The sequence below is a fragment of the Clostridium mobile genome, from assembly GCF_018918285.1.
GTDB classification, from domain to species: domain Bacteria; phylum Bacillota; class Clostridia; order Clostridiales; family Clostridiaceae; genus Clostridium_AW; species Clostridium_AW mobile.
Genome location: NZ_JAHLQF010000001.1, coordinates 557,408 through 571,532, shown reverse-complemented (window position 1 = coordinate 571,532; position 14,125 = coordinate 557,408). Strand labels below are relative to the sequence as shown.

General features: G+C 30.3%; 16 protein-coding genes, 1 pseudogene and 1 riboswitch. Of the genes and pseudogenes, 12 read left to right on the top strand and 5 right to left on the bottom strand.

The genetic code is table 11. The features are described from left to right. The first annotated feature begins 12 nt into the window (after positions 1-12). The gene (gene chbG / locus KQI86_RS02875; protein WP_216437651.1) at positions 13-768 is read left to right on the top strand and encodes a chitin disaccharide deacetylase; all 756 of its coding nucleotides are present in this window, start codon (positions 13-15) and stop codon (positions 766-768) included. Further along, complete coding sequence (locus KQI86_RS02870) at positions 769-1,932, top strand: anhydro-N-acetylmuramic acid kinase (RefSeq protein WP_216437650.1); 1,164 nt, start codon at positions 769-771, stop codon at positions 1,930-1,932. It begins immediately after the preceding gene. A gap of 118 nt (positions 1,933-2,050) precedes the next feature. Here KQI86_RS02870 and KQI86_RS02865 read toward each other — a convergent pair whose 3' ends face one another. Further along, positions 2,051-2,422 (bottom strand): VOC family protein, encoded by a 372-nt coding sequence (locus tag KQI86_RS02865; protein WP_216437649.1) that lies wholly within the window; start codon positions 2,420-2,422, stop codon positions 2,051-2,053. Between the two features lie 353 nt (positions 2,423-2,775). On the opposite strand from KQI86_RS02865, the gene KQI86_RS02860 reads away from it, so the two are divergent. From KQI86_RS02860 to KQI86_RS02820, 10 genes and pseudogenes are all read left to right on the top strand, one after another. Then, entirely contained in the window at positions 2,776-3,006 is a 231-nt protein-coding gene (locus tag KQI86_RS02860; protein WP_216437648.1) for a glutaredoxin domain-containing protein, read from the top strand. A 64-nt stretch (positions 3,007-3,070) separates the two neighbouring features. Then, positions 3,071-4,006: a thioredoxin-disulfide reductase gene (gene trxB, locus KQI86_RS02855; protein WP_216437647.1), complete on the top strand. Its 936-nt coding sequence runs from the start codon at positions 3,071-3,073 to the stop codon at positions 4,004-4,006. A gap of 113 nt (positions 4,007-4,119) precedes the next feature. After that, positions 4,120-4,548 carry a hypothetical protein gene (locus KQI86_RS02850; RefSeq protein ID WP_216437646.1) on the top strand — a complete coding sequence of 143 codons (429 nt, stop codon included), beginning with the start codon at positions 4,120-4,122 and terminating at the stop codon, positions 4,546-4,548. A 41-nt stretch (positions 4,549-4,589) separates the two neighbouring features. Further along, positions 4,590-4,668: riboswitch (cobalamin riboswitch) on the top strand. 18 nt (positions 4,669-4,686) lie between these two features. Beyond that, positions 4,687-4,898, top strand: a pseudogene (locus tag KQI86_RS20095) (thioredoxin-disulfide reductase); the annotation flags it as partial. 142 nt (positions 4,899-5,040) lie between these two features. After that, positions 5,041-5,853 carry an alpha/beta fold hydrolase gene (locus KQI86_RS02845; RefSeq protein WP_216437645.1) on the top strand — a complete coding sequence of 271 codons (813 nt, stop codon included), beginning with the start codon at positions 5,041-5,043 and terminating at the stop codon, positions 5,851-5,853. Positions 5,854-6,109: 256 nt separating this feature from the next. Then, complete coding sequence (locus KQI86_RS02840; protein ID WP_216437644.1) at positions 6,110-6,733, top strand: hypothetical protein; 624 nt, start codon at positions 6,110-6,112, stop codon at positions 6,731-6,733. A 16-nt stretch (positions 6,734-6,749) separates the two neighbouring features. After that, the gene (locus KQI86_RS02835) at positions 6,750-7,418 is read left to right on the top strand and encodes a response regulator transcription factor (RefSeq protein WP_216437643.1); all 669 of its coding nucleotides are present in this window, start codon (positions 6,750-6,752) and stop codon (positions 7,416-7,418) included. After that, on the top strand, positions 7,415-8,434 hold the full coding sequence (locus tag KQI86_RS02830) for a sensor histidine kinase (RefSeq protein ID WP_216437642.1): 1,020 nt from the start codon (positions 7,415-7,417) through the stop codon (positions 8,432-8,434). Before KQI86_RS02835 ends, KQI86_RS02830 begins: the two co-directional genes overlap by 4 nt. Positions 8,435-8,551: 117 nt before the next feature. Next, positions 8,552-9,319 (top strand): ABC transporter ATP-binding protein, encoded by a 768-nt coding sequence (locus KQI86_RS02825; protein WP_216437641.1) that lies wholly within the window; start codon positions 8,552-8,554, stop codon positions 9,317-9,319. After that, positions 9,309-11,333 carry an FtsX-like permease family protein gene (locus KQI86_RS02820; protein ID WP_216437640.1) on the top strand — a complete coding sequence of 675 codons (2,025 nt, stop codon included), beginning with the start codon at positions 9,309-9,311 and terminating at the stop codon, positions 11,331-11,333. Before KQI86_RS02825 ends, KQI86_RS02820 begins: the two co-directional genes overlap by 11 nt. Positions 11,334-11,389: 56 nt before the next feature. Here the strand turns inward: KQI86_RS02820 and KQI86_RS02815 are convergent, their stop codons facing one another. Genes KQI86_RS02815 through KQI86_RS02800 form a run of 4 tightly spaced genes read right to left on the bottom strand, consistent with a single transcriptional unit; the run spans position 11,390 to position 13,968 of the window. Continuing rightward, positions 11,390-12,082, bottom strand: coding sequence for a hypothetical protein (locus KQI86_RS02815; protein WP_216437639.1), 693 nt, complete (start codon positions 12,080-12,082; stop codon positions 11,390-11,392). Positions 12,083-12,093: 11 nt separating this feature from the next. Next, positions 12,094-12,963, bottom strand: a complete 870-nt coding sequence (locus tag KQI86_RS02810; protein ID WP_216437638.1) for an ABC transporter ATP-binding protein — start codon at positions 12,961-12,963, stop codon at positions 12,094-12,096. Between the two features lie 17 nt (positions 12,964-12,980). Then, entirely contained in the window at positions 12,981-13,598 is a 618-nt protein-coding gene (locus KQI86_RS02805) for a hypothetical protein (RefSeq protein ID WP_216437637.1), read from the bottom strand. Further along, positions 13,591-13,968 carry a GntR family transcriptional regulator gene (locus KQI86_RS02800; RefSeq protein WP_216437636.1) on the bottom strand — a complete coding sequence of 126 codons (378 nt, stop codon included), beginning with the start codon at positions 13,966-13,968 and terminating at the stop codon, positions 13,591-13,593. Before KQI86_RS02800 ends, KQI86_RS02805 begins: the two co-directional genes overlap by 8 nt. Positions 13,969-14,125 lie beyond the last annotated feature (157 nt).

Here is a 14,125-nt window from a genome sequence, read left to right as displayed (position 1 = left end):
CGGAGGAATATAATGAAGAAAATAATTTTTAATGCAGACGATTTTGGATTAACTAGTGGATGCAATAAAGGAATTATTGAAGCTATTAAAAATGGAGTTGTCACCAGTACAACTTTAATGATCAACATGCCAAAAGCAGAAGAAGCTGTTAAATTAGCAAAAGAAAATGGTATTACTTCTTTAGGAATCCACTTAACATTAACTTGCGGAAAGCCAATTTTAAGTGAGAAAGAAGTACCATCCTTAATAGATGAGAGAGGAGTTTTTTATAAAAGAACTAAAAAATTATGTCCAGCTATGAATTTAGATGAGGCCGAACGTGAGCTTAGAGCTCAAATAAATAGATTTCTTCAAATGGGAATGGATTTAAGCCATATGGATGGCCATCATCATATTCATATGTACGATGGAGTACGTGAAATTGTGGCTAATTTAGCAAAGGAGTATAATGTACCCTTAAGAAGCTCTAATATGGAGTGTGAAAAATTATACGATGAAATGGACATTAAAACCACAGACTATTTTACTTTGGATTTTTATGGTGAAAAAGCCACTCTTGATAATCTTAAATCTATAATAAAAGATTTAAATCATGGTACTATTGAAATTATGTGTCACCCTGCTTTTTGTGATGAAGAATTAGAACAAATCAGCTCCTATAATAAAAATAGAGCAGAAGAATTAAAAATTTTAACAAGTGAAGAATTAAAACAATGGTTGAGAGAGGAAAATATAGAGCTAATTACATTTAAAGATTTAGGTGATTAGGTGGAAAAGCTTATTAAATTATATAATAAAGATAAAAAACTAGTAGTAGGGTTAATGTCAGGCACATCATTAGATGGTATAGATTGTGCGTTAGTTAAGATAGAGGGTAATGGAATTAATACTAAAATAAAGCCCATATATTTTCATAACTTACCAATGCCAGATGAGATTAGAAGGGAAATACTCCAATGCTGTTCTATCGAAAGTTCAAATGTAGAGAAAATTTGCAGATTAAATTTTAAATTAGGTGAACTATTTGCCCATACAGTTATTTCTCTTTGTAATAAAAATAAAATTGAATTAAGCCATATTGATCTCATAGGATCTCATGGACAAACAATCTATCATATTCCTCAAAATAGTACATTACAAATAGGAGAGTTGTGTGTTATTGCTGAAAGGACAAATATTCCAGTTGTTGGGGATTTTCGTGTGAGAGATGTAGCAGCAGGAGGTCATGGTGCACCCTTAGTTCCATATACGGAATATTTACTTTATAGAAGTGAAAATAAAACTAGAATATTGCAAAATATTGGAGGCATAGGCAATGCAACAATACTTCCTAAAAACTCTACCTTAGACCAAGTTATAGCTTTTGATACGGGGCCTGGAAATATGATTATAGATAGAGTGGTTTTGGAATTAACTAATGGAGAGAAAAGTTTTGATAAAGATGGAACTATTGCTGGAAAAGGGAAAGTTCATAAGAAGCTTTTAGATGAGATGATGAATCATCCTTATATGAAAACCCTACCTCCTAAGACTACAGGAAGAGAAGTATTTGGTGTAGATTATGCTAAAAGTTTACTTGATAAATGCTCTAGTATGAACTTATGTAAAGAGGATATTGTTGCCACGGTAACAGCCTTCACTGTAGAATCTATAGCATATCATTACGAAAAATATGTGTTTAATAAATACCATGTAGATGAAGTAATTATAGGTGGTGGAGGAAGTTATAATAATACATTAATTTCTATGCTAGAGCAAAGACTGCCAATGATTTCAATAAAAATACAAGAAGCTTTTGGCTACTCCAGCGATGCTAAAGAAGCAATAGCTTTTGCTGTTTTAGCTAATGAAACTATTCATGGGAACTATAACAATGTTCCTTCAGTAACAGGAGCAAAGCATCCAGTGGTTATGGGTAAAATCATAGTTTAACTCTATCATAAAGCATAACTTCCAGTTTTGTTATGGCCATAAGGATCCTAACAGAACTGGAAGTTATTATTTCCTACTTTTTTATTAAAGTTAACATTTACTTTTGATTGATTATAATCTAACGGTTTGCAGGGATGATTTCAATCCAATAGCCATCAGGATCTGATATAAAGTAAATGCCCATGGCTTTATTTTCATAGCAAATACATTGATTATTTTTATGTAGAGAATATGCTTCTTCAAAATCATCTACATGGAAAGCAAGATGAAACTCATTATCTCCTAAGTTATAAGGAGTTGACCAATCTCTTAACCAAGTCAATTCTAAACTATGACCAGTAATGCCATCTCCTAGAAACACTAAGATAAAGCTACCATCTTCTGCATGGATACGTTTCATTTCTACTAATCCTAAATTTTTTTTGTAAAAATCTATACTTTTTTCCAGGTCAAGAACATTAATGTTATTGTGATTAAAAGTAAACTTCATAGTTAAGACCTCCTAATTAAAAATTATAATTATAGGTTATATGATTATAGAATCAATAGCAAGTTTTTTTATATTTATAACGCTAAGTATATTCTATATAATAAATGCAAATAGGTTGTAGAGTATAAAGTTCAATGTTTAGCGATTTTATAAAAATCTTATGAAAATAAAGAACCTATCATGACATAAAGACTATAATATATATATATGCAAGAAATAAAATGCATTTAAGAAGTATTTCTCATTAAATTATCTACGTATAAATATGAAATGGGCATAAACATGGGTTTTTAGTAAAACATAATTGATGTGGAATAAAAAATATAAAATATTGAATATAGGAGGATAAAAATATGAATGTAATAGTTTATACAACACCTACCTGCCCATGGTGCAAAGTGGTAAAGGATTATTTAAAATCAAATGATGTAGATTATGTAGAATATGATGTCAGCAAGGATGATAAAGCTGCCGCTGAAATGATTAGTAAATCAGGACAGATGGGTGTGCCTGTAATTGATTTGGATGGAAACATAATTGTTGGCTTTGACCAAGAAAGCATTGACAGAATATTAGGATTATAATGCAGTATATAAAGGGAGGCAGTAATTTTGTCCTCCCAAAAGTTTTATTAGGGAGAGTATGGATATGAATAAAGAAGTAAAAGATTTAGATTTGTTAATAATAGGTGGAGGACCAGCTGGCCTAACTGCTAGTATATATTCTGCAAGAGCAAAAATGAATATGATTTTACTTGAAAATCAATTAATAGGAGGCCAAGTTCGAAACAGCTACACTATAGAAAACTATCCTGGATTTAAAGTTATATCAGGTAATGATTTAGCAGATTTAATGACAGAACAAGCTAATGAACTAGGAGTTAAAATTGAGAGATTTAGTAAAATTCTTAATGTCAGCTTAAAGGACGATGAAAAATTAATTGAAACAAAAAAATTCATATATAGACCTAAGGCAGTTATAATTTCTACAGGAGCTACACCAAAGAAGCTTCCAATTCCAAATGAACAAAGATTTTTAAGTAAGGGAATTCACTATTGTGCCGTATGTGATGGAGCAATATATGAGAACAATGTAGTGGGAGTTGTGGGTGGAGGAAATTCAGCTTTAGAGGAAGCTTTATTTCTTACTAAATTTGCTTCAAAGGTTATAATGATTAGAAGATATGATTATTTTAGAGGTGAAAAATCAACTCTAGATGAGGTTTCAAATAATTCTAAAATTGAAGTTATGTACAATTGGGACCTAATTAATGTTGAAGGTAAAGATTTTGTAAATAAAGCGATCGTAAAAAATACGAAAACTGGTGAAGAGAAAGAGATTGAACTTAATGGGGTTTTTGCATATATTGGTACTGAACCAAAGACAGATTTATTTAAAGAGTATTTAAATCTTACGCCTAATGGATATATTATTACAGATGAAAATATGCAGACCAACATACAAGGAGTATATGCAGCAGGGGATGTAAGAGATAAAAAATTTAGGCAGATAACAACAGCGGTTTCAGATGGAACCATAGCAGCATTGGCGGCAGAAAAATATATTGCAGAAAAAGAAAGATAATATAAATTACAACATTGATAAAAGAAGGCATCTATAAATGGGTGCCTTCTTTTATGTAATGAATTTTTTTCATTATTTCAGTTAAAACTATTTTAAGGAAGGAGTGTTAAAACATGAATGGAAATGCGGAGCTTTTAAATTTTATATACCAAAATTCCCAAATGGGTGTGAATACAATTCAGCAGTTGATTAAAATTGTTGAAGATAAAAAATTCAAAGATCATTTGCATGAACAGTTAAAGGGTTATGAAGAAATCCACCAGTCAGCTAAAGAAATACTTAATAAAAATGGGTATGATGAAAAGGGTATAGGTGCTTTTAATAAGATAAAAACTTATCTTATGATTAATCTTCAAACGTTAAACGATAAAACCTCCTCTCATGTTTCTGAAATGATGATTTTAGGAAGTAATATGGGGATTATAGACGCAATAAAAAATGTAAGGAAATATAAAGAAGCAGAAGATGATATTGTTTCTTTAATGAAAGGGCTGCAAAAGTTCGAGGAAGAAAATGTTGAGAAATTAAAAGTATTTTTATAGTAATATACCTTTTAATATAGATTAACACAAATCAAGAATTAGTTGTAAATTTAAGGAGTTTTTTTAGAAATGCCACTGGTAATTCGGGAAGGCTAAAAAAAATATGATACTTGAGTCAGAATAGCTGCCTAAATAGTAGTCCGAAATAGCTATACTATAGAAAACTACCCTGGGTTTAAAGTTGTATCAGGTAATGACTTAGCAAAATCCTTAATGTTAGTTTAAAGGATAATGAAAAATTAATTGGAACAAAAAAGTTTATATATAGACCTAAGGCAATTATAATTTCTACGGGGGCAACACCAAAGAAGCTTCCAATTCCAAATGAAGAAAGATTTTTAAGTAAGGGATAAGAGATTTAGGCAGATAACAACAGCGGTTTCAGATGGAACTATAGCAGCGTTGGCGGCTGAAAAATATATTCTTCATTCATAAACCTGTAGTTAAGTGAATAACATGTGAATATAGCCATTTAATATTGGAGGTATTTTCATGGGATACTATGTTAAAGTAGAGCCCAATGTAAAAATTTATGTAGAGGATCTTAACCCACAAGGGGATAAAACAATTGTGTTTTTGCATGGTTGGCCTGGAAGCCATAAATTATTTGAATATCAGTTTGATGAGCTTCCTAAAAGAGGATACAGATGTATTGGAATAGATCAAAGAGGATTTGGTGAATCGGATAAGCCATGGGAAGGATATGATTACAATAGATTAGCTGATGATGTCAGATGTGTAGTTGAGGCACTCAAATTACAAAACTTTATACTGGCAGGTCATTCAACAGGTGGGGCAATTGCTATTAGATATATGGCTAGGCATAAAGGATATGGTGTGTGCAAACTTGCTCTTTTTGCAGCAGCAGCTCCTAGACTTACCAAAGGTCCTAACTTTCCTTATGGTTTAGATAAGGAAGTTGTAATCAAAATTATTAAAGGAACATACAGTGATCGCCCTAAAATGTTGAGTGATTTCGGTGATATATTTTTCTTTCAGAATATAACTGAGCCATTTTCCGATTGGTTCTTACAATTGGGATTACAAGCAGCAGGGTGGTCAACTGCTGCCATTGCAAATACTTGGTTACGTGAAGAACTATTTCATGATTTAGAAACAATAAAGGTTCCAACATTAATTATTCATGGCATTCATGACAAAGTTGTCCCATTCGAACTAGGTGAAATACAAAAACGATGCATTAAAAAATCAAAGCTTATACCATTTAAATATAGCGGTCACGCATCCTTCTATGACCAGAAAGACAAATTTAATGAAGAATTGATGAAGTTTATTGAGGAATAAAGTCTTTACAACATAGAACTTGCCAATAAAATGTTAGAATCAATAATGTATTTTAATACCGTATTATTCAAAAGTGAATTTTACGGTATTTTTACATCGTAATTCAATAGAAGTAATTAAACAGAAACTATTTGGTTAAAGATAGAAGAAAAGGCCAAAGAGTTTTTTATTGATTTTGACACTGGAATAATATGCTATAATTAATTCATAATAGTATATACTTCACATTACAAAATTATGCGCGGAGGGTACGGGTATGGCGGTGAACATATCAAAAATTAAATTAATTGAAATAGATGAAGAACAACTCAATTCCTTTGAGGGACAAGATTTGATTAATAAGAAAGTTAGAAGAACTTCTAAGAAGGACAATCATATAAAAGTAAATATAGAAAATTGTCTTTTAAGTACAATTGCTTATGAAGCTTTTCCAATAGATATTGAAGAAATTGAAGAATGTGAACCAAATTTTATTTTATCTGCCGCATTATTTGGAACAAATAAAATAGAGAGTCAATTTTCTTACTGGGAAATTGAGATGAAAATGAATAATGTAAGTGATGAACAAATCTATGAACATATTAGAAAAACATATGGAGATAGTGATAGTTTTACAAAAGAAGATTTTGAAGAAATTAAAAATTGCTCTAGCTTTAATGATAACTATATATTACGCTATGTACCATTGAATAAAATAAACATGTTAATACAACAATTGGACAAAACTGATATTGAAGATGAGTGTAGAAAGCTAGCTGAGCATATGAATATTGTATTTGATTTTGGATTAAAGGATAAAAATCTCTTTGAAAATATAATACAGTTTTACAATAATGCATTACAACATAACAAGTCTGTATTATGTATATTGTATTTCTAGATGTGAGGATAATTTTATGAGGAAAATATTTATTATTGAAGATGATAAAAAAATACGTGAAGAACTTTCTACATTTCTTTCGAAAAATGGTTATGTATGTGAAGCGACAGAAGAATTTGAAAGCATAATAGAAGATGCACTCTCTAAGAAGCCTAATCTTATTCTTCTAGATATTAATCTTCCTGCTTTTGATGGTTACTATATATGTCGTGAAATAAGGAAGAAGTCTGAAATACCTATAATAGTAGTTACAAGCCGAGATACGGAAATTGATGAACTCATGGCTATGAATCTTGGTGCCGATGATTTTATAACAAAACCTTACAACACTCAGATACTTCTTGCACATATATCCTCTGTGCTGAAAAGAGCTTCAAGGGAAATTGTGAAAGACTATATTCAGTGTGGGGATTTTCTTATAAACCTTTCTAAAAGCACTGTTGAACATAATGGGGTTGAATATGAGCTTACTAAAAATGAGCTAAAAATACTTACATTGCTGTATGAAAACAGGGGTACTATAGTGAGTCGTGATGATCTTATGATTCAGCTCTGGAACAGTGACATGTTTATAGATGACAATACTCTTACAGTTAATGTTAATAGACTTCGTAAAAAGCTTCAAGAAGTAGGCATTGATAATGTTATAGAAACAAAAAGAGGACGGGGGTACATGGTAAAGTGAAGCTATATGATTTTTTGAAGGAGAAAATAGTATATATCATATCAATGTCCGTGGTAACGCTTTTAACCTTCTTAATCATATGGGCTTTAAATCCCGTTGGAGGGCCTACTTTGGCATTGCTTATAGTAGTTTTAGAGATAATAGGTACAGTTCTTCCATTGACTTTTGAATATATTAATAAGAAAGGATTTTATCAAAATCTTATACTTATTTTTAACTCTCTTGATAGAAAAAATCTCATTGCAGAGATGATTATTCCTCCTACATTTAAAGAGGGAATAATTTTGTATGATATAATCAAGGGCTCAAACAAAGCAATGCTGGAGGAAATAAACAAGTATAAGTTTATTCAGGAGGAATATAGGGAATATATGGAGCTTTGGGTACACGAGATAAAAACTCCTATTGCCTCTTCAAAGCTGATAGCTCAGAACAATAAGAGTAAAGCAATGGATAGCGTTTGTGAAGATCTTGAAAAAATAGAGGCTTTTGTGGAGCAAGTTTTGTTTTACTCTAGGAGCAATACTGTGGAAAAAGATTATTTAATAAAAGAAGTGAATTTAGAAAAATTATGTTTTAATGTTTTAAAGAAAAGCTCCAAAATTTTTATTCATAATAAAGTGGGAGTAGAAGTAGAGAATTTAGATATGACTGTTTTTACAGATGCTAAATGGTTTAGTTTCATACTAAATCAAATACTTATAAACTCCGTAAAATATTCAAATAAGTCTAATGCTAGGATCAAAGTTAGTGCAGAAAAAATGGAAAATAGTATTATGCTTTCTATTGAGGACAATGGCATAGGAATTGAAAAAAGTCAGCTTTCAAGAATATTTGATAAGGGATTTACGGGCACTAACGGTAGAAAAAATGAAAGGTCTACTGGTATGGGACTTTATATCTGTAAAAAACTTTGTGGCAAGCTTGGTCTTTCAATTAAGGCATATTCAGAATACGGTGAAGGTACAACAATAAGCATAATATTTCCTAAAAGTGCTATGATGGATATAAGATAAGGGAATATGAGCTTTTTTCATTTGTTACAAGAATGTAAGCTTTCTGTAAGTAAAAATTATGGTAGCTAAGAAAGCATTATATTAAAATAAAACCATCATGAAGATGGAGGTATTTATATGACAGATATATTAAGGGTCTCTAATGTTGAAAAATATTATGGAAACAAGGCTAATATCACTAAGGCTATTGATAATGTAAGTTTCTCTGTAAATGAGGGAGAATTTATAGGCATAATGGGTGCATCCGGTAGCGGAAAAACCACTTTGCTTAACTGCATATCTACCATTGATTCAGTTACAAGCGGTCATATTTATATAAGGGGTAAGGATATAACCGAAATGAAAAGTCGCTCTCTTGCACGTTTTAGACGTGAGGAATTGGGATTTATATTTCAAGACTTTAATCTTTTAGATACCCTTACGGGCTTTGAAAACATTATACTTCCATTGTCCATATCGGGAGTTAATCATAGAGAAGGGGAAAAAAGAGTGTTAGAAGTGGCAGATAAGCTTGAAATAGCAGATGTACTTTCAAAGTACCCCTATGAAATGTCTGGAGGTCAAAGGCAGAGAATAGCGGCAGCAAGAGCCATAATATCAAAACCAGCAATAATACTTGCAGATGAACCTACAGGGGCCCTGGATTCTAAATCAGCTCGCATGCTCCTTGAAAGTCTGGATAGTTTAAATAAAGACTTAAATGCAACTATACTTATGGTTACTCATGATGCTTTTACTGCAAGCTATTGTAGCAGGATATTATTTATAAAGGATGGCAGACTCTTTAATGAACTCATAAAAGGAAAGAGTATCAGAAAGGAGTTTTTTAATAAAATAATTGATGTGGTAACTCTTCTTGGAGGTGACACAGGAAATGTACTTTAAGCTATCTTTTAAAAATGTGAAAAAAAGTTATGAGGATTATGCCTTGTATTTTTTTACTCTTACATTTGGTGTTTGCATATTTTATATTTTCAACTCTATTGAAGCACAAAAGGCGATGATGGATATATCGGAATCAACATCAGAGATGATGAAACTGCTAACTCAGCTAATGAGTATAATTTCAGTATTTATATCCATTATACTTGGATTTTTAATTGTATACGCAAACAACTTTCTCATAAGAAGGAGAAAGAAAGAGATTGGAATATATATGACTCTTGGTATGGAAAAGGGAAAGGTAGCAAGAATACTCGTTGTAGAAATATTTATAATAGGCATATTGTCCCTTGGAGTAGGGCTTCTGGTAGGAGTGTTTTTATCCCAGGGCCTTTCAGTAGTAACAGCAAGGCTTTTACAAGTTGATATGACCGGGTATCGTTTCATATTTTCTCCAAAAGCTTTTGGTGAGAGCATTATTTATTTTAGTATAATATTTCTGGTTGCTATGGCTATGAGTGGTATATCAATATCTAAATATAAGCTCATTGATTTAATAAACGCTGAAAAGCAGAATGAGAAACAAAAGTTTAAGAATCCTGTGCTTACAGCTACACTATTTATGTTATCTATTATATTAATTGGCATCGCCTATAAAATGGTTTTGAAAAACGGAATTATATCTTTTGATAAAATGCTTCTGTTTGAAATCATACTTGGTGCTGCTGGCACATTCCTGTTCTTTGCGTCATTATCGGGATTTTTTCTTAAACTCGTACAATCAAATAAGAAACTGTATTTTAAAAATCTTAACATGTTTATTCTACGTCAGATAAACTCAAGAATAAACACGGCACACATATCCATGTCCTTCATATGTCTTATGCTTTTTTGTACCATAGCTATACTTTCAACAGGACTCGGCATAAATAATGCATTGAGTAAGGCTTTTAGATACTGTGCACCCTACGATGCATCCTTTGAGACAAAGGGAGGGACGAGCATTGAGGGAAAGCTTAAGGAGTTTGACTTCAACCTTTATGACTATACTGATAAGTTTGTGGAGTTTTCACTGTATCAGTATACAAAAGAGGAATTTACCAGGGAAATAATACTTGAAAAAGTACAAGAATATAAACCTGAAAGTGTTAATGGTATTAATATGAAATCTCCTCTTTATCTTCTGAAGGTTACGGATTATAACGAGCTTATGAAACTTCAGGGAAAGAGAGGGATAAGCCTTTCTAAAAATCAGGTTGCCATATATTCCGATTATGCGGAATTTGCCCCAGATTTAAAAGAGGGGCTCTCAAAATATGCAAAAATGAAAAATACTATTAAAATATCGGGAAAGGACTATGAAGTATATCCAGAAGCTCTGACAGATGGTATTGCAACAGGTCTGGCAACTGATATATTACTTTTAATTGTAGTACCTGATAAAATGGTTCAGGGAAGCAAAGTGTATAAAACTATGTTGTCTTTTAACTGTAAAGGAGATAGTAGAATCATGCAGCGAAAGCTTGAAACTGACCTTAATGCACTTGGTAATAGTCACAAGGATAAAAAAGATGAAGTTAAAATATCAGCCCTTACCAGTGATGCAGTTAAATCTATAGCATCAGGCTCACGGGCTATAATATCTTTTTTAGGGATATATATTGGAATAATATTTCTTATAACAAGCACTGCAATACTTGCATTACAGCAGCTTTCAGAAGCAGCAGATAACAGGCATAGATATGATATACTACGAAAAGTGGGTGCTGATGACAGCCTTATAAACTCAGCTCTATTTAAACAGATAGCTATATATTTTATGTTACCTCTTGCTTTAGCATGTATACATTCAATAGTAGGAATAAAAGTGGCAAATGATGTGATAAGGGATGCAGGGAATATTAATGCTATAGGTAATATAATTATAACGGCAATTCTAATTACCATTGTTTATGGTTCTTATTTTCTTGCCACTTATTTTAGTAGCAAAAGAATTATTTTAAGAAGAAGAGCATAGTTTGACATTTGATATAGAATAGATAAATAGGGAGTGTTCATATGACACTCCTTTAACTAAACATCCAAACTCATAATAAATTTATAGTAAACATAATATGCTATAAGAATAAATAATATAGAACATATCAAAGTAATATTGGGTACTGGTATATTTATGTAAATATCATTTAACCCACGCCAAAATAGTAAGAATACTATAGACCATACAACATTAAATATAAAATTCCCTACTCTATTAGGTATAACTTTAATAAATAAAACTTTTACTATAAGAATAAAGGTATAAAATAAATTATAAATAATAATATTTATGAAGCTTATTTTAAAAAAAGAAATAAAATTTTTTCCCATAACAAATCCTAAATACCCGAATACATTATAACGTCCTGTAGAAGTAAGCAGCATAAATATTAAAATTGTAGAAAATAGGACGGAAGTACTTATAGCTAAGTTAATTAATATTGTCTTATTCTTAAAATATTCTTTTCTACTATAGTTTAAACTTATAAAATAACTTAATTCTTTTTTAAAATTTTCTGTATCATAGGATCTAGGAAGAGAAAAATATAGAAATATTAAAAAAACATTAATCTTAATACCTTTATATGGCTCGCTAATATCATAAGATAAGAACCAAAATCCAATTATTTCAAATAAAATACTAAATAAAAAAAACAGTATTAAAGGACCTTCTAAAAAATATTTATTAAATTGAAAATTAAATCTTTTTTTATTTATTAATTTCATCTATACCCCACCTAATTCTTTATAGTTAAACTTACAAAAAATTTCTGAAGAGGCATAGTTTCTATTTGCAAACCCATTTCTTCTAGATTTTCTTTATCCTTATCAGATAAGTATTGAAATATTTCAAGGGTTCCTATTTCTCCATGAAATTCCTTGTTTAAAATATTGAATTTTTCTGATATCTCTTCTAACCTTTCTTTTTTTCCTCTTATATAAAAAGATTTTTCCTTCAAACTATCCACATCATCACATAAAAGTAATTTACCTTTATGGATAATAATTATACTTTCAAAAAGCCTACTTACTTCCTCTAAATAGTGGGTAGAGAATATTATACATCTAGGGTATCTATCATAATCCTCTAAAAGCGCCCTATAAAATATCTCTCTTCCTACAGGGTCGAGTCCTGAATATGGTTCATCAAATATTGTTAAAGGTGCACGACTAGCAAGTCCTACTATTATGCTCACCATGGACTTCATTCCCTTAGAAAGATCTCCGTAGCTCTTACTCACATCTAAATTAAATTTTTCTATTAGTTCTTCTTTAAAATCATCATCCCAATTAGGATAAAATATTTTTGCTATATCAAAAATCTCCTTAGAGTTTATATTAGGCATAAAATTATTTCCATCACTTACAAAACAAATTTTAGAAAGAATTTTTTCATTTTCAAAAGGATCTTCTCCAAAAACTTCTACAGTTCCTGAATTCTTTATATAATGACAAGCTATTATCTTTAGTAAGGTTGTCTTGCCAGCTCCATTTCTTCCTGCTAATCCATAAATTTTATTATCTTCTATATCCAAAGATAAATTATTTAAAACCTTTTTATTATTAAATACTTTATGTAACTCTTTTATGCTTACTGCTAAATCCATAACATATCCTCCAACAATTATATTTCTGTAGTTTTTAAAGCAACAGTGGACATAAACATATTAAAACAAATTAAAGCTAGGCTTCCAGAAAAATATGGAATAAAGTTCATTAAAATCCACTCTGTATCCCCAAAAAAAATAGGACCAAATATAATAAACCTAACATATAATGGGAAACTAAAAAATAACACACCAAATTTCACTGCTGCATATTGGCTTATAGATAAAACTTCAATAAATATTTCCACACTACTAAGTAAAATATAAAAAATGAAATAGAACGAAAATATTATAATAATATATTTAATAATATGAATTTCTTCTCCAAAGAAATTCAATATAGTACATACTATTGAAAGAAATAAAGAATTAATGAGGGAGCTTTTTATCTTATTTATATAATATTTTTTTCTTGTACAACTAAGGAAAATGAACATTTTAAAATCCTTGCTTCCAAAGCTACCAAGCACTTTTAAAGTAGATATAAACATAATTAATTTAGCACTATAATTATTCGGCAGAACTAATTTAGTACTATACTCATTTAGCATTGATAAAATAACTGATATAATCACTAAGTACAAGAGAAAAAATCTATCTCTCCTCAAATACATTTTGGAAATGTTTTTATTCACTGTCATTCCCCCCATAGTTTTTAATCATATCTATAATTTCCTCTTTGTTTATATCAACTTTTTCTCCTTCTTTAATAGTTTTTAAAACAAATTCTTTAAAAAAACTCTTCCTTCTCTTTTCCTTTATGTATTCCTTAGCCCCCGATTTAACAAACATACCTATTCCTCTTTTTTTATACAGTATATCTTCCTCAGCTAAAATATTTATTCCTTTTCTTGAGGTAGCAGGATTAATACCATAAACCTCTGAAAACTGGTTAGTAGACATAACCTGTTCCTCTTCTTTTAAAAGCCCATTTAATATATCATCTTCAATACCTTGAGCTATTTGTAGATATATAGGCTTAGAGTCATCCAATATTAATTTCAAATTTTTTTCACCTCTTTGTATATCCTTAGATTGATATCTTAAATTATATTTAATTAACTAAATTCTACATATTAGGGAGTAATTAATTTTACAATCATCTAATAACACTTTTACTATATTATATAATAACAAACTATTGATATAAATAACTTAATAG

Coding starts and splice junctions, on each gene's coding strand:
- KQI86_RS02815 (WP_216437639.1), bottom strand. CDS start 12,082: ATGAAATTAATAAATAAAAAAAGATTTAATTTTCAATTTAATAAATAT.
- chbG (WP_216437651.1), top strand. CDS start 13: ATGAAGAAAATAATTTTTAATGCAGACGATTTTGGATTAACTAGTGGA.
- KQI86_RS02820 (WP_216437640.1), top strand. CDS start 9,309: ATGTACTTTAAGCTATCTTTTAAAAATGTGAAAAAAAGTTATGAGGAT.
- KQI86_RS02845 (WP_216437645.1), top strand. CDS start 5,041: ATGGGATACTATGTTAAAGTAGAGCCCAATGTAAAAATTTATGTAGAG.
- KQI86_RS02865 (WP_216437649.1), bottom strand. CDS start 2,422: ATGAAGTTTACTTTTAATCACAATAACATTAATGTTCTTGACCTGGAA.
- KQI86_RS02860 (WP_216437648.1), top strand. CDS start 2,776: ATGAATGTAATAGTTTATACAACACCTACCTGCCCATGGTGCAAAGTG.
- KQI86_RS02840 (WP_216437644.1), top strand. CDS start 6,110: ATGGCGGTGAACATATCAAAAATTAAATTAATTGAAATAGATGAAGAA.
- KQI86_RS02850 (WP_216437646.1), top strand. CDS start 4,120: ATGAATGGAAATGCGGAGCTTTTAAATTTTATATACCAAAATTCCCAA.
- KQI86_RS02810 (WP_216437638.1), bottom strand. CDS start 12,963: ATGGATTTAGCAGTAAGCATAAAAGAGTTACATAAAGTATTTAATAAT.
- KQI86_RS02835 (WP_216437643.1), top strand. CDS start 6,750: ATGAGGAAAATATTTATTATTGAAGATGATAAAAAAATACGTGAAGAA.
- KQI86_RS02825 (WP_216437641.1), top strand. CDS start 8,552: ATGACAGATATATTAAGGGTCTCTAATGTTGAAAAATATTATGGAAAC.
- trxB (WP_216437647.1), top strand. CDS start 3,071: ATGAATAAAGAAGTAAAAGATTTAGATTTGTTAATAATAGGTGGAGGA.